This window comes from Microbacterium esteraromaticum, from assembly GCF_017303215.1.
Classification (GTDB): domain Bacteria; phylum Actinomycetota; class Actinomycetes; order Actinomycetales; family Microbacteriaceae; genus Microbacterium; species Microbacterium esteraromaticum_C.
Genome location: NZ_JAEMWU010000001.1, coordinates 2,402,571 through 2,417,142, shown reverse-complemented (window position 1 = coordinate 2,417,142; position 14,572 = coordinate 2,402,571). Strand labels below are relative to the sequence as shown.

The window sequence follows — 14,572 nt, the reverse complement described above, 5'->3', positions numbered from 1 at the left end:
GTCGGCGGTGAACCTGCGTTGCACGAGATCCCTCGGCTTCTCGTGCAACGGGTCGGACTTCGTGGTGAAGACCTTCTTCGACCGTTTCACCCCGCGAACACCCGCGATCCGCATCAGCCGGCCGGTCTGATCCCGACCGATCACCCAGCCCTGCCGCCGCAGTAGCGCATGCATCTTCCGGACCCCGTAGACGCCGTAGTTCTCCGCATGCAGCCGCACGATCTCCGGGATCAACAGCTCGTCCCGCAGCTGCCGCGCTGACGCCGGACGCGCTTTCGCAGCCCGGTATCCGCGGGCGGTGAGGAAGCCCACCTCGGCTTGCCGCATCACACGGCAGACGAGCTCGACCCCGAAACGATCACGCATCTTGTCGACGAACGCGATCATCTCGACGAGGGGCGGCCGAGCTCGGTCGCGAAAAACACGCTCGCGGACCGGAGGATCTCGTTCGCCTTCTCCAACTCGGCGATCTGCTTCTTCAACCGCTTAATCTCCGCCTGCGCCTCGCTCGAGGTCCCCGGCTGGCGGCCCTCGTCAACGTCGAGGCGCTTCTTCCACAATCGCAGCGTCTCGGGATTGATGCCGAGCTTGGCGGCGACGTGCTTGATCGCGGCGTGATCGGTCTTGTGATCGGGGCGAGCCTCGCTCAACATCCGCAACGCGCGCTGACGGAAGTCGTCCGGATACGGTCCTGGCATGAATCCATCCTCCAAAAGGAAAGGACGGAACGAAACTCAGGGCGAATCAGTAGCGCTAGGTCAGAGTGACGGTGCCGCAGGCCGGGCACACCCACGACTCAGCCGTCGGATGCAGCTCCAGAACCGGTCCTCGATATGGTGACTATCATGCCCGACCACTCGCTCACCGCTGGGCGCATCCTGAACCCGCTCACACTCCACTCGGCGGCCGACGTTCGCAGTGCCCCTGCCAGCCCCGGCATCTACGGGTGGTGGATGAGAAAGGGCACGCTCGACGTGCCGGAGGCCGCGTACCAGGAACAAGGTGGACACCAGCTTCTCTACGTTGGCATCTCACCCCGGAAGCCGAGCGCAGCCGGGCGCGCGTCGAACGGCAACCTGCGCAAACGACTGCTCACCCACGCGACCAAGAACGCCTCGCAGTCCACGCTCCGGCGCACACTCGGTGTGCTCCTCGCTGACGGGCTCGGTCTCATGCTTGGCGTGCATGGAGGACGTGAACACTACGGTCCTCAGGGTGAAGCGCTCATCAGCCGCTGGCTCATCGAGAACGCGCGCGTTGCCTGGGCTGTGGACCCCGAACCGTGGAAGGCGGAGGATGAGTTGCTCGCGGACGCGACGCTGGCCCTCAATCTCGACGGCAGGACTGACGTGTTCGCCCGTTCCATCTCGGACCGTAGAAGGGCGGCGCTGGCTGCCGCACGAGCCTCCGCACGCTGAAGGCGAGCGCAGCGTCATCGACGCCACGCATCCAGTGGCCGTCTAGACCCGCGCAGATTTTCAAGAGCTGGTTGTTTCTTCTCCGCTCGTCACATCCGGCCAGACTTGAAGCGGTGAGGACGCGAAGTAGGCGACCGTGATGCGGTTGGCAATCTCGTGGGGGACTTGCTCATCGCTCAGCAACCATCCGGTCGTCATGACGATGAGCTGTTGGACGAGTGAATGAGCTTCCAAGTTGGGGTCCATCGGGTCTGGCTCGCCAGAACTCAGATGTGCGTCATCAAAGGTCGGCGCGTACTCGCCTGCGAGCGTCGCAGAAGGATGTGCATGCTTCGTCTCCTCGCGCCACATCGCATATATGGACCAGGGTTCTACCTCTGTCGACTTCACCGCCGCATCAAGCTTCCGTGCCTGTTCTTGAACAGCCCCCGTCTCGGCTGAATCGAGATAGAACTCATTCATCTCGGAGGGGTCGAAATCGGCCTCTTGGCCCACCTTCGCGAGATAGGCGAGCGTGCCGTTGGTGTCCTTGCGGTCTTTCGCAAGCATGGTGTCAACCGCGCGACGCCGGTCATCGCGTGTGAGGCCGCGCAACCAGTGCAAGCGCAGCGCTGCTTCCAAGAAGAGGCGACGGTTCGGCGATGCGGAGGAAGACATGCCGTTCGCTGTCAACGTCGCTATGACCGCGCTCTGCGCGAAGGCGGCTCGGCAAAGACCAACGACCACCTGAGGCACGCGGTTCCGTAGCCTGAGGTCGCTCAAATCGACCGACAGCACTGCTTCTGCCGTTCTCCGAACGGTCTCCGCATTCTTCAGGTGGGCCGGACGGGCGCGCTCGGCTGAGCGCGCCTTCTTCGCGCGACGGCCGCTCATGCGTCCGCGCCGGGCCGAGGGCCGACTTCAGAGTTGAGCATGTGACCGCGCCGGTTAAGAAGACCAGCAAGCACGCTGAGGGTGTCACCCGTAAAGCGAACTAGCTCTGCGAACGACTCGGAGTCGGCTTCCACGTATGTCCAGTCGCCGTACGGTCCGGTGCCCGATGTGCGCGCTCCGGCGCGCATCACCGTAAAGAGCTGCGCATGAGCATGAGCCGAACACAGCGCCCATAGTCGGTAGAACTTACTCCCGGAACCTGGGACGAAGCGGCTTGCCTTGTCCGGGAGTGATGACGGGTCCACCGGTCGTCTGATTTGCGTCGAGTTGAAGCCCATGCGCTCGCACACCTCGCCGATGATGCGGTCGAGGCCCGTATTCACTTGCTCAGCGAACGGGTCAGGATGACCGACGCGGTTGATTCGTTGAATGTATCTGTTCGCCTGCTCGTGCTCGGTCGCGAGGAGCTTCGTAGCGTTCTTGATGCGTTCACGGCTGTCGTCCGGGCCGAGTATCCAGATAGCCGCAGCGAGGGACTCCAGGATGGGACGGAAGAGCGTGTAGTCGCTGTACAGGCTCAGCCAGAGCTGAGGGTCGCCGTCGTGACCACCGGTCTTGTCCACCCACGCCTGGAGGTGGTCCACGATGGCCGCCACAAATCCATCCACCATGCTCACCGGGACGATGTCACTTCCTGAGCGCTCGGCGTCACCCGCAGCGTCAGAGTCAGGGGCGACGAACCGGTGTGATGAGTAGACCTGAGCGGCGAACCTGCGCATCCCCTCACGGGCACTGATGATGAGACGGTCAGCCTCCGAGGCCTGCATCGTCACAGGTTCGCCGAGGGGCGCGGTCGGCTCCGTAACCGTGCCGATGCGTTCCACGATGGCATCCCTAAGCGCGCTCAGGGCTTCGTCTTCAGATGGTGCGAACCGGCGAATCACCTGAACGTCGCCGCCGTCGAGTGGTCGCACACGAGCGTGGGCTACGAACGCTCCTCGGGATGCGAGTGCTTCGCTCGTTGGAGCCACCGATAGGCGGCCGTGGGTTCCCGGCTGAAGCGAAGGTCTGGGCACGAAACCAGCATAGGCGTATCCAAACCCTTGACATGGATACGTTTACTCGATAACGTATTCACCACGTCAAAGACTCACCTTTCTGTCGGAGCGTTCTGGCGGCGCGAAGAGTCAGATGAACTGACGGCACCGAACCGGCTTGACGAAAGGGCGTGAGGAACGAATCGGTGACAACTGATCGTTGGTGCCGGGAGGGGCTGGCGGGAAGGATGTCATCATGCCCGGTCCCTATCCCAGAGAGTTCCGCGAGGACGTCGTCGCTGTCGCTCGTAGCCGTGAGAGCGGCGTCACCATCAAGCAGATTGCGACCGACTTCGGTATCAGCGAGGCGACGTTGCAGAACTGGCTCCGTCAAGCCGACGTCGAGGAAGGCAACCGTCCTGGTCAGACCGCCGCGGACGCTGCCGAGGCTCGTGAACTGAAGAAGCGGGTCCGCCTCCTCGAGCAGGAGAACGAGGTCCTCCGGCGAGCGGCGGCGTATCTGTCGCAGGCGAACCTGAAACTCGGTGGCTCCCCAAAATGACGTACCCGCTCGTATCTGAGCTCGCCGACGCGGGGATCCCCGTGACGGTGTCGTGCCGGGTCCTGAAGCTCGCCCGTCAGCCCTACTACCGGTGGCGAAACGACCCCGTCAGGGGCGCCGACGTGCTCCGTGCGTATCGGATCAACGCGCTGCATGACGCGCATCACGACGACCCGACGTTCGGCTACCGATACCTCGCCGACGAGGCGCGGTGGGCGGGGTGGCGGATGAGCAGGCGCACGGCGTGGAAGCTGTGTTCGCAGGCCGGGATCCTCTCGTCTGCGCAGCGCCGGCGGCGCGGGAAAGGCAAGAAGGCTGGCCCGCCGGTGTTCGACGATCACGTGCAGCGGGTGTTCCGCGCGGACGCGCCGAACCGCCTCTGGCTCACGGACATCACGGAGCATTGGACGAGCGAAGGCAAGCTCTATTGCTGCGCGATCAAGGACGTGTTCTCGAACCGGATCGTCGGCTAATCGATCTCGGATCGGATGACCGCGAAGCTCGCCGTCGACGCCGTCCGAAACACCGTCACCCGCCGCGGTGAGGTCGCCGGCTGCATCCTGCACGCCGACAGGGGTAGCCAGTTTCGCAGCCGGGCGATGGCCCGCGAACTGCGCCGTCACGACATGGTCGGCTCGATGGGGCGCGTCGGCGCCGCGGGAGACAACGCGGCCATGGAGTCGTTCTGGTCGCTGTTGCAGACGAACGTGCTCAACCAGCAACGGTGGGCGACGCGGCAAGAGCTCCGACTGGCCATCGTCGTCTGGATCGAGCGGAAGTATCACCGCCAACGAGCCCAGGACCCCCTCGGCGGCTTGACTCCCATCGAGTTCGAAGCCAAGCTAGCCGAGCCGCTCACACTCGCGGCCTAAACCACACCTGTCACCAGTTCGTTCCTCACGCCCAGAGGTCTTCTCTATGTCACGCGTTCACAACCTCCCGAGGAACTACATCTAACGACCAGCGCTCCGAGCGTGACAGCCTGCGCGGCGAGGTCGGCGACCTGCTCGCGGTCCGGGATGCCACGCATTACGGCGATGAAGGTATCGAAATCGCCATCGTGGACGCCACCGCCGAGCAGGCGGCCATCGCCGTCGAAACCCCCTGGGAGACGGTGGCTGCGCTTCTCGGTGTCCGTGACGGCGAAGAAGCCCAGGCAACCATCGCATACGCCCTCGGACAGAAGGAAGACGGCGTGCGGTCGCTGACCGGCGCGGGCCTCCAGCAGCCGGAGAGCGCGGCCGAGGTGAAGGCCTTGCAGAAGCGCGTCGAGCACGCCTCCAAGAAAGTCGCGGGTCTGATGCCGGAGATTCAAAGCATCGTCGCCGCGCTCGTCTGAACTACGTAGAACGGCCGTCCCAGAATGGGGCGGCCGTTCTGCGTTCCCGTAGGAAAAACACCCCCCGTGCCCGCAGAGGGTGTGTATGGACATCACCTCACCTACAGCCACCGCCCTGAAGATGGCGGCCCGCAAGCCGAAGCCCGGTAAGAAGCGCACGCTGAAGCGCACGCTCGCTATCCTCACGACCGCTGGCGTCCTGCTGCTCGGCGGTATCTTCATCGCCCCGGCAGCGCAGGCGCACCTCCGCGCGGCCATCGAGCCGACGGTCGCGGCCACGGATTCGCTCGCTTCCGAGGCTCAGACGCTCACCGAGGAGTACGAGGCCATTTGCCAAGACCCCGCGTGGGCTGAGGCTGAGGCGCTGACGGCCGGTATCGGCTCGGGCGAGGCCATCGATGAGGTCACGTCCGCGTGCACGTCGTTCGCAGTGCAGAACGCGGGCTACGTCGAGAAGGTGGAGTCGGCGACGGGCCTCTTCACGGGGCTGGGCGACGGCTGGGGTGAGGTCACCGACACGGTCCGCGCGGCGGTTGAGGCTGGCGACATTAAGGAAGCGATTCGCATTCTCTTCGCTCAGAGCGAGGAGGCCAACTGATGAGCGCCACGACGCTGACGCCGCACGAGGCCGCATGCGAGTTCCTCCGGGTCATCCGTGAGGGGGAGTACGACGAGGGAGACTATGACCAGCGCGCCCACTGGAGTATGGACGGTCAAGCTGTCGCGTGGCACCACGGCTGGGACGTGATTTCCGATTTCGGTCTCGACGCTGAAGACGACGAGGCGCTCTGGCTCGACCGTACTTGGTCGGAGGTACGGGGCGTGGCGACGGAAGAACTTGCGGAGGTCTGCTCGCTCTTCACGCTCAGCGGAGACCTCAGTATCTCCAGAACCAGGTTCCTGGACCTGCTCGACACCACGACAACGAACGACGCACGCGAGTTCTGCCACATCGCTGGCATCGACCGCCGCGACCCGTGGGTCGTGAACACGCTCGACCGCCACGGACTCAGCGTTGGGTCCAAGGAGTACGAGCCGCTCCGCGAAGCTGCACACTCGACGAACCCGGATTACGCCATCGCGCTGCTCCGGACAGACCTGTCGCTGGACGCCATCGTCCAGCTCTGCGCCCTGCCGCCGATGCCTGTCGAGTACGCCATCGCCATGGCGGGAGGTGCAGCATGAACGTGCACAACCGCATCGCTGACGCACGGCTTGCCATGCGCACGGAGTTCGAGGCTGAAGCAGTCCGCCTCGGTGCCACCGTCCACACCCAGGGCGACACCCTGGTTGCTGCGTGGCCGGGGGCTGCGCGCCAGACGACTAGCGCCACGCTGAGCACGGTGGACGGGCGACTTGTACTCACAGAGACCGCGACGCTGCGGGTGCCGAAGGAGCTGCCGGAAGACCTCGTCGAGCGCTTCGGGCATCGCTCAGCCGTCGTCGGCCGCCTCCGAGAGCATCTGCGCATGGTGGAGCGCGTCTCCGGCGTGCCGCTGCTCGTTCCTCCCGAGCCGCTGAATGTGGTGCGAGCATGACCGAGTTCGTGATTGCGGCAGCATCAGCGCCGCTGAACATCGTCGGGGCTGTCACTCTCTGGCAGTGGTGGCGGGGTCGTGCCGTTCGCCGGGCCGAGCGCATCGAGCGGCTGGCGTTCTGCATCGAAACGGAGTTCTTGGATGTGTACGCGCCAGGTTGGCGAGACGGTGATTGCACCGTTCGTGCGGTCAAGCGAGCACAACGCGAGTCGCTTCGACCACGCCCACGCTGGGTGTTGGAACTGGCCTGCTGAGCCAGAGCGCTCTGCCGATACCATCCCCTCATGAGCCTGAGCACGTTGGCGGAGCCGAAAGAATGGGTTGCCGAGTGGCAGATACCGGGGGAGACCGCGACGGAGGCGGGCATCCTGACGTATGACCCTGCGAAAGGACTTCACCTACGTCTGATTCGTACCGGGAACGATGCTCCGTTTGGCGGAGCGCGACGAACGAGTGGCCGCCGTGATGACGGGCTGCCTAAGTGGCCCGTTCTTCATGGCTTGGCGAAGGGAATCAGGCTCACTCTGCGTGACGTGTGGGTCAGCCGGATGCAGACCACCCTCAGTTCGGCTGCTGCCGAAGTTGAAGCGGAGGCATCCGTACTGCTCGTCGGGTGCCACCTCGATGATTTCGATGAGGCGGTGTTCGTCGGGGCAGTCACGCAGGTGGACTGGCTGACGGCGTGGTCTGGCCTCACGGCATACGAAATCACTGAGGAATCTGATGCTCAGACCAACCGGCTGACAGGCTCTACGGCCATCACGACGCGTTCGGTTCAGAGGCTCTCAGTCACGGCAGGGGAGACAGCCTTCGGCCTGTTCCACACATTCATGGTTCCGGACTTTGATTCGCAGCCAAGCCGGACGTTTGCGCGGACATGGGAAGCCGTCAGCGCTACGGCATCGTTCCCCACGCCTGTGTCATTCATCGACGCTCTGCATCCGTTGGCGAGTCTGTCGCACCTCATCTCGCTTTCAGCCCTGGAGAACTGCGGCATCGTCTCCGAGTCGCTGACGCTGCCGCCCGCTCCGGAGCTTTGGCCGGACGGCCATCTTCTTCAGGACAAGGTGCGCCGGGTTGAGGTGTATCGGGAGCACATCGTGCCCCCGCTTGGCGTAGCGACGGGACGACCGAGATTCCTGCTCGACCTCGACGACATCCCGTTCGAAGAGCTGGTCCCGCGCTGGTTGACGCTTCATCGGTTACTCGAACCGGTCATCGGGATGGTGCTCGGCTTGCGGTACCTGCCTGATGGCTTTGTCGAACCTAAGGTTGTCACGGCGGTCGGCGCGGCTGAGGCGCTCCATCAATCGCTCGACAAGACGACGGAGATGCCTCGCGCTGAGCACAGGAACCTTCGCCGCGCCATCTTGGATGTCGTCCCCGCCGAGCGCAAGCAGTGGGTCAGCGAACGCATCGCTGACAACAAGCCGAAGCTGGTGAAACGGCTTGTCGCTCTGGCAGACCTGATGGGGGAGACTGTTCGGGATGCGCTACTTCCGAGCGCCGAGGTCTGGGCTGAGCGGAGCGTGAAAGCACGCAACCATCTGGCGCACACTGGGGCGGCTGACTTCGACTTGGAGGAGTTGCACGCGGTCATCGAAGTGTCCTCAGCCGTCGTCGTCTTGGTACTTCTGCACCAGCTCGGACAGAGCGAGGAGCGCCTTCTGGATGCGGTCAGGTACCACCCCGAGGTCAGCTACGCTCGTCGGCTCGCGCGACTGCACTTTGGGGTACCCCACAACGCGGTCGAGTGAGGGCGGCGATGCCATGATGTGCACATGGAGTTCCCCATCATCGGCTGGACGGACAAGGCGCTGTGCCTTGACCACATCGACGACGCGCACTTGTCGAGGAGGGTCAGCGAGAAAGCGGATGAGCGAGAGTGTGCGTTCTGCGGACGGACATCACCCGAGGGCACATCCCCTTTCGCGGTGAACCTGGAGCACCTCACCGAAGTCATCTACGAGGTGGCGGGCGACTTCTACGAGGACGTGAACAACGCGCCCGTTGTGGAGGGGGAGATTCTCGCTGAAGAACTGGACACGCTGACCGTTGTATACAACCTGATTGACGGCGTGGTCCCTGATGCAATGCTGGACGAGGTCGCGGCAGAGGTCGCAGGACTCATCAGCGAACCCGAGTACTGGGTCGAGCAGGACACCATGTCCTACGTCGAATTCGGATGGGAGAGCTTCGCGAAGACAGTGAAGCATGAGGCCCGTCTGGTTCTGCCGCGTGTCAAGGGGAGCAAGACCGGGATGACACCACCTGAGCGGTTGTACTCCTTCCTCTCGGCGCTTTCCGGCTTCGTCCGGGACGAGACGGGCTTGATGAAGACGTTGCCGAAGGGAACTCAGGTCTACCGTGCGCGCATCGAGCGGGATTCCTGGGCGCTTCAGAAGAAGGTCATGCAGAACCCTGCGGCAGAGCTTGGGCCTGCGCCCGCTGGCAGTGCATCGGCGGGGCGCATGAATGCTCAGGGGATTTCGCTCTTCTACACAGCCACGGACGCAGAGACTGCTTGCGCCGAAGTCGTGGCCCACAGTCCGTACAGCGAGGCCGTAGTGGGTGAATATGTCTTACAGCGGCCGATGCAGATTTTCGACCTCACTCGCGTGCCGGTTCGTCCCAGCATTTTCGATGAGACCGCTCGTGCGTCGTACGTCTTCATCGCCTTCTTCGACCTGTTCCGTGACGCCATTACTCAGCCCGTCATTCTGGATGATAAGCATCCAGTGGACTATGCACCCACCCAAGTGGTCACCGAGTTCCTGCGGTGGGGTACCGGAGTTCAGTTCGATGGCATTGCGTGGGAGTCGCAAGTCGCGCCTGGCGGTAAGAACGTCGTGCTGTTCTTCGGCCCTGACACGCCCATGCGTTCCACGACTGAGCCCGCCCCCGAGGTGTCGGAGCTGTGGAAAAGAACGTTCGACGACGAAGAGCCTGTCTTCCTTATCGACCCGAAGACTGTGAAGCGATACCGAGCTGAGCGGACGGTGAGGGTAAGTAGAACGGCGTGGTGAGTCTGTAAGCACTTTGGGAAACACTTTCGTCCATGCCGTGGACGTTCCTGGCTCTGAGAACCCGCGAAACTGCGGTCATGCACACAATTGGATACGCCAAGGGGTCGCAGGTTCAATTCTTGTCGGACGTACGTGCACTCGCTCTCGCAAAGCGGGCCCCGCCAGCGGCGATAGGCTCCGCGCGCAGCCGTCTCGCTATCGGAAGCAGAGTCGCACGCGATCAGCAACGAAGCTCAGACCAGACTTCGATGACACGGTTTTCGTCGGGGTATCCACCGGCCTCAAGCTCATCGCGAACATGTTCTCGGACGACCTCAATGTGCGCTTGCGCTTCTAGGCGATCCTCGGGAATCTCGGCGCCCTCTGATTGCGTGTCGACGAGCACAGCCTGCCATTCTGCTCGGCTCGCTGGTGTTGCGGCTGCATCTTCGAGTGCCGCTGCGGCGATCTGCGTTGCCTCAACAGGAACGTCGCCCCCAACCGGATCGAGCCACCACTGAGCAGTGCACTCGCCGTACGACGTCGTGACAAGGTCTTCGCGGTCGGGTGCACCACGCAACAGGCTGCACCCACCGAGCACAACCGTGCCGACACTCAACATCGCGATCGGAAGGAGCAGACGGATCACCATGGGCGCGAGACTACGGGGCTGCGCTGAACAACCGATCTGCGAATGGACGACGGATACCCGCTCGTTCCCGCGGCGCGCCAAGGCCGCAGCCGCTGAACCGCGACCACTCAGCGGTGCTGGTCGAAGAGCACGACATTGCCGTCTGGGTCGGTGATCACGAAGCTCCCCGGCCCGGCTTCGCCCTCGACTTCGCTCACCAGCGCGGCTCCGTCCGCCTTGAGCGCGGCTTGAATCTCGCGCACATCGGTGAAGGACGGCGGCTCTTGACCGGCCTGATCCCAGCCGGGATTGAACGTGAGGATGTTGCTGTCGAACATCCCGTGAAACAGGCCCAGCGTCGTGTCGCCGTTGCGCAGAATGAGCCATCCCTGGTCGGCATCACCGCCGACGACAGCAAACCCGAGCCGCTCGTAGAACTCCCTCGAGTCCTTGAGATTCGATACCGCCAGGCTCACCGAGAACGCGCCGAGGTCCATGCCGCCGACGCTACCACCCGGTACTGAGCCCCAACAGGCCAAGAGTCTCACCCCCTCTCACCGACCACTCACCCTCGCTCGCCGACCACTCAGCCGGCCGCCGTATCGCTGCGGCATCCGCTCTTCCTACCGTCGAATCGACCGAGAACGGCGGAAGGAATGCACATGCGTACAGGAGTGAAGATCGCGATCTGGGTCGCGGCGTCGGTGGCCGCGGTGGTCGTCGCAGGCGGGGGAGTGCTCGCGTATGCGAACAGGCCCCTGTCGCAGTCCGAGGCGGATGCTGCCATCAACGAACGACTCGTAGACACCGTGACGAAGAACGACACCGTCTCGGCGGCGCTGTTCGCGGCCTACGACGGACCCACCGGCGAACTGCACGAGTACGCGGCAGGTACGTCCTCGACGAAGCCCGCGACGACCGACAGCCCGTTCCACGCGGCGAGCGTGGGAAAGACAATGCTCGCCGCCGTCTACGCGCAACTCGTCGATGAAGGGCGCATCACCCTCGACGACCCGATCTCTGAACACCTCGACGCTGAGATCCTCGACGGATTGTTCACCATCGACGGCACCGACCACAGCGGTGAGGTGACATTCCGCCACCTGCTCGGCCACACCTCCGGCATCGCCGACTACTTCGAAGGGCCCGTGCTGCGCGGGCCGTCGATGATCGACATCGTCACCGACGACCCCGACCGGGCATTCACTCCGGAAGACCTGCTCGCGTTCTCGCGTGAGAACCAGACCCCGGTCGCCGCCCCCGGCGAGGAGTTCGCGTACTCCGACACCGGGTACATCCTGCTCGGCCTGGCACTCGAACGCATCGAACAGCAGCTCTACGCCGACGTACTGCACGAGCGCATCTTCGCGCCCCTCGGCATGCGCGACAGCCACCTGCTCACCGACCACGGACCCGGCACCGACATCCTGCCGCTGACCGTGCGCGGCGTCGACCTCAGCGACCGCGCCGCGCTGTCGGTCGACTGGGCCGGCGGAGGAGTCGTCACCACCCTCTCCGACCTCGTGACCTTCACCCGCGCCTTCACCTCGGCCGAGCTGTTCTCGCCCGAGATGCTCGCCGAGCTGACCACGTTCACCGGGCAGTACGACACTGGCATCCACTACGGACTCGGCATCATGCAGTTCCGCTTCGCAGAACTCTCGCCGATGCTGTTCTCGATGACCGACATGCACGGCGCCGTCGGCTCCACCGGCACCTACGCCCTCTACGACCCCGAGAACGACCGCATCTACGTCGCCAACTACGGATCACTAGACTTCGCACTGAAGGCCATCGAGGAACTCATCCAACTGCGCCTGCTCGTCGAACGCATCGCCGCGTGAATCGACCGCGATCGAAGGGGGAGGACGATGATCGAGATCGTCTGCTCGGATGCCCTCCGACCCCGCATCGAACGTGAACTCGCCGCCGCCGGCATCCCCACCGGTACGAGTGCAGAGACCACCACCGACTCCCGGTGGGTGCTCGTCGAACGCGGACACACCGCGCCCGACCACGCACCCGCGATCGTCTTCGACGCGCTCGACTACGTGCAGGTCGTCCGGATGCTCGCCTCGGGCATCCGCGGTTCCGCACAGACTCCGCGCACGATGATCGGCCAGCGCGACGACGCGTTCGTCGTGCTCGTCGCCCGCGACGTGCTCGTCATCGAAGCCGCCGACGACGGCGCGATCGCGGTGACCGCCTCGGGAACCGCGCGCATGCGCGGCACCCTGCAGCAGATCGAAACGGCCTGGGGGCCGCTCGGATTCGTGCGCGCCAACCGATCGCAACTCGCGAACCTCAGCCACGTGCGAGAGATCGTGCCGTGGTTCAACTCCCGCTACGTGCTGCGCATGACCGGTGGCAACGACGTGGAGGTCTCGAAGATGTACGCCAAACACCTGCGCGCCAGGCTCGGAATCTGAGAACGGAGCAGACATATGGACGTTTCCGCGATCGCCAAGTCGGGCCTTCTCGGCCTCATCATCGGCACCGTGCTCGCCGTCATCGGCTCGGCCGGCGCCACCCCGCTCGAACGCGTGGTCACCGTGCTGCTCTGCGGCATCATCGGCCTCGCCATCGGTGCCGCCACCGAATGGCTCACCTCGCTGCTGCCGACACGCATCGCCCGCACGGCAACCTACTTCGTCATCAGCGCCGCCATCGCGATCACGATCTCGGCCATCGTCACCGCCGCACTAATCACGATCAGCCCCGGCGTCGTCGGCTACCACCTGTGGGCGATCCCCCTGATCGTCGTCACCATCGTCGGCATCGGGAACCTCGTCGACTACCAGATGTACCGCCGCGCGCAACGGCGCCTCGCGGCCTACCAGGCCGGACTCGACGACGAGACGGCCGACACCAACCGCTGAGTCATCACTCACCCGGCTGGTGCATCACGGGCCAGTCGGGTACTGTCAAGAGCAAGTCAGTGAAGTTGTGTTTCTGCCGGCGTCCTCTCCGGGCCAGCTTCCTGAGATTGGTTCACTATCTTCTCGCCCAAGGCATCGCGGCACACGCGCACACCTGCGGCTCTCACCAGACCCCGCGGCGGCGCCGTCGCCGCGGCAACACGGATCACCACCATGGTCCAGACAACGAAGGAATGACGTCATGGCCACTGGCACCGTCAAATGGTTCAACGCCGACAAGGGCTTCGGGTTCATCGCACCCGACGACGGCTCGGACGACCTGTTCGCGCACTTCAGCGCGATCAACAGCAGCGGCTACCGCAGCCTCGAAGAGAACCAGAAGGTCTCGTTCGACCCCGAGCGTGGCCCGAAGGGCATGCAGGCAGCGAACATCCAGGTCATCTGACCTGACCTGATGCGGGCGTTCAGTCCGGGCTACGGCCCGGGCTGGACGCCCGTTCTGCATCTGACGCGGGAGAACCCGCCGCGCTCATTCGCCGAACAGCCGGCCACCGCGTGCCCGCGCCACGACGATGCCGCGCTGCGACGTCGGGAAGCGGTCGAGCATCGCGCGCAACTCCTCGGCACCGACATCGGCGCCAAACGCTTCGGCGCCCGGTTCGAGCGCGATACCGGATGCCAGTGGCCCCGCGACCACCGGATCGAAACCCAACCGGTCGACCAGCGTCGAGACGACGGCGAGATCGGCTTCATCGTCGCCCGCGATCGCGATGGCCTTGCGCCCCGGCGCTCCCGCCGGGCGCGCCTCGTCTTCGAGATCCTGATACCCCATGTGCCCCAGCGCCTTCACTACGCGTGCACCTGGCAGATGCCGCTGCACCAGCTCGCTCGTCGACGAGCGCGGATCCTCAAGATCAGGACGGATGCCATCGGTCGCCCACCAGTAGTTCATGGCGTCGATCACCAGCATCCCGTGCAGCTCATCCGCGGGCACCTGCGGAAGGCGACCGAGGGGGAGCGCCAGCACGACAGCATCCGACTCGGCGATCACCGACGCCGGCGTCGTCGCCTCCGCGCCGACGGCCGACATCGCCGCCGCGATCAGCGCGGGATCGCGTGAGGTCGCCACCCGCACCCGGTACCCGGCGGATGCCGCCAACCTGGCCAGTACCGAACCGAGGCGCCCCGCGCCGAGGATCCCGAGCGCAGCGATCGGGCGCGCATCGCGCTGCCCGGCGCATTGCCCGCCACTCTGCCCGCCCGAGCCCGTCTGCACGCCGCCATCGTACG

Annotated in this window: 19 protein-coding genes and 1 pseudogene; 13 read left to right on the top strand and 7 right to left on the bottom strand. The window is 64.6% G+C overall.

Annotated features, from left to right (window positions below; translation table 11 throughout):
* The coding region (locus tag JF543_RS11175) for an IS3 family transposase (protein WP_206824153.1) at positions 1-387 on the bottom strand (387 nt) is incomplete at its 3' end.
* The gene (locus tag JF543_RS11170; protein ID WP_206824150.1) at positions 384-698 is read right to left on the bottom strand and encodes a transposase; all 315 of its coding nucleotides are present in this window, start codon (positions 696-698) and stop codon (positions 384-386) included. The genes JF543_RS11175 and JF543_RS11170, both read right to left, overlap by 4 nt.
* Positions 699-845: 147 nt before the next feature.
* Between JF543_RS11170 and JF543_RS11165 the strand changes: the two genes are divergently transcribed.
* Positions 846-1,418: a GIY-YIG nuclease family protein gene (locus JF543_RS11165; RefSeq protein WP_206824141.1), complete on the top strand. Its 573-nt coding sequence runs from the start codon at positions 846-848 to the stop codon at positions 1,416-1,418.
* Positions 1,419-1,478: 60 nt separating this feature from the next.
* Here the strand turns inward: JF543_RS11165 and JF543_RS11160 are convergent, their stop codons facing one another.
* Both JF543_RS11160 and JF543_RS11155 read right to left on the bottom strand, forming a co-directional pair.
* Positions 1,479-2,291: a hypothetical protein gene (locus JF543_RS11160; protein WP_206824140.1), complete on the bottom strand. Its 813-nt coding sequence runs from the start codon at positions 2,289-2,291 to the stop codon at positions 1,479-1,481.
* Entirely contained in the window at positions 2,288-3,175 is an 888-nt protein-coding gene (locus JF543_RS11155; RefSeq protein ID WP_206824139.1) for a hypothetical protein, read from the bottom strand. Before JF543_RS11155 ends, JF543_RS11160 begins: the two co-directional genes overlap by 4 nt.
* Positions 3,176-3,584: 409 nt before the next feature.
* Here JF543_RS11155 and JF543_RS11150 point away from each other — a divergent pair.
* From JF543_RS11150 to JF543_RS11115, 8 genes and pseudogenes are all read left to right on the top strand, one after another.
* Positions 3,585-4,762, top strand: a pseudogene (locus JF543_RS11150) (IS3 family transposase).
* A gap of 188 nt (positions 4,763-4,950) precedes the next feature.
* The gene (locus JF543_RS11145; RefSeq protein WP_206824136.1) at positions 4,951-5,229 is read left to right on the top strand and encodes a hypothetical protein; all 279 of its coding nucleotides are present in this window, start codon (positions 4,951-4,953) and stop codon (positions 5,227-5,229) included.
* Positions 5,230-5,314: 85 nt separating this feature from the next.
* Positions 5,315-5,827, top strand: coding sequence for a hypothetical protein (locus JF543_RS11140; RefSeq protein ID WP_206824135.1), 513 nt, complete (start codon positions 5,315-5,317; stop codon positions 5,825-5,827).
* Positions 5,827-6,414 carry a hypothetical protein gene (locus tag JF543_RS11135; protein ID WP_206824134.1) on the top strand — a complete coding sequence of 196 codons (588 nt, stop codon included), beginning with the start codon at positions 5,827-5,829 and terminating at the stop codon, positions 6,412-6,414. The genes JF543_RS11140 and JF543_RS11135 overlap by 1 nt, the downstream gene beginning before the upstream one ends.
* Positions 6,411-6,767, top strand: coding sequence for a hypothetical protein (locus JF543_RS11130; protein WP_206824133.1), 357 nt, complete (start codon positions 6,411-6,413; stop codon positions 6,765-6,767). The genes JF543_RS11135 and JF543_RS11130 overlap by 4 nt, the downstream gene beginning before the upstream one ends.
* Positions 6,764-7,021 (top strand): hypothetical protein, encoded by a 258-nt coding sequence (locus JF543_RS11125; RefSeq protein WP_206824132.1) that lies wholly within the window; start codon positions 6,764-6,766, stop codon positions 7,019-7,021. The genes JF543_RS11130 and JF543_RS11125 overlap by 4 nt, the downstream gene beginning before the upstream one ends.
* A gap of 30 nt (positions 7,022-7,051) precedes the next feature.
* Positions 7,052-8,524 carry a HEPN domain-containing protein gene (locus JF543_RS11120; RefSeq protein ID WP_206824130.1) on the top strand — a complete coding sequence of 491 codons (1,473 nt, stop codon included), beginning with the start codon at positions 7,052-7,054 and terminating at the stop codon, positions 8,522-8,524.
* Positions 8,525-8,548: 24 nt separating this feature from the next.
* The gene (locus JF543_RS11115) at positions 8,549-9,793 is read left to right on the top strand and encodes an RES domain-containing protein (RefSeq protein ID WP_206824128.1); all 1,245 of its coding nucleotides are present in this window, start codon (positions 8,549-8,551) and stop codon (positions 9,791-9,793) included.
* A 220-nt stretch (positions 9,794-10,013) separates the two neighbouring features.
* On the opposite strand, the gene JF543_RS11110 is transcribed toward JF543_RS11115, so the two are convergent.
* A complete protein-coding gene (locus tag JF543_RS11110) occupies positions 10,014-10,424 on the bottom strand; it encodes a hypothetical protein (protein WP_206824127.1) in 411 nt (136 codons plus the stop codon).
* A 107-nt stretch (positions 10,425-10,531) separates the two neighbouring features.
* On the bottom strand, positions 10,532-10,900 hold the full coding sequence (locus tag JF543_RS11105) for a VOC family protein (RefSeq protein WP_206824126.1): 369 nt from the start codon (positions 10,898-10,900) through the stop codon (positions 10,532-10,534).
* A 165-nt stretch (positions 10,901-11,065) separates the two neighbouring features.
* Here JF543_RS11105 and JF543_RS11100 point away from each other — a divergent pair, with 165 nt between their 5' ends.
* The 4 genes from JF543_RS11100 (at position 11,066) to JF543_RS11085 (ending at position 13,727) form a co-directional block, all read left to right on the top strand.
* Positions 11,066-12,247, top strand: coding sequence for a serine hydrolase domain-containing protein (locus JF543_RS11100; RefSeq protein ID WP_206824125.1), 1,182 nt, complete (start codon positions 11,066-11,068; stop codon positions 12,245-12,247).
* Positions 12,248-12,274: 27 nt separating this feature from the next.
* On the top strand, positions 12,275-12,832 hold the full coding sequence (locus JF543_RS11095) for a LytTR family DNA-binding domain-containing protein (RefSeq protein WP_206824124.1): 558 nt from the start codon (positions 12,275-12,277) through the stop codon (positions 12,830-12,832).
* 15 nt (positions 12,833-12,847) lie between these two features.
* Positions 12,848-13,282, top strand: a complete 435-nt coding sequence (locus JF543_RS11090; RefSeq protein WP_206824123.1) for a hypothetical protein — start codon at positions 12,848-12,850, stop codon at positions 13,280-13,282.
* A 241-nt stretch (positions 13,283-13,523) separates the two neighbouring features.
* The gene (locus JF543_RS11085; RefSeq protein WP_179410498.1) at positions 13,524-13,727 is read left to right on the top strand and encodes a cold-shock protein; all 204 of its coding nucleotides are present in this window, start codon (positions 13,524-13,526) and stop codon (positions 13,725-13,727) included.
* Between the two features lie 84 nt (positions 13,728-13,811).
* On the opposite strand, the gene JF543_RS11080 is transcribed toward JF543_RS11085, so the two are convergent.
* On the bottom strand, positions 13,812-14,558 hold the full coding sequence (locus tag JF543_RS11080; RefSeq protein ID WP_206824116.1) for an NAD(P)-binding domain-containing protein: 747 nt from the start codon (positions 14,556-14,558) through the stop codon (positions 13,812-13,814).
* Positions 14,559-14,572: the final 14 nt, after the last annotated feature.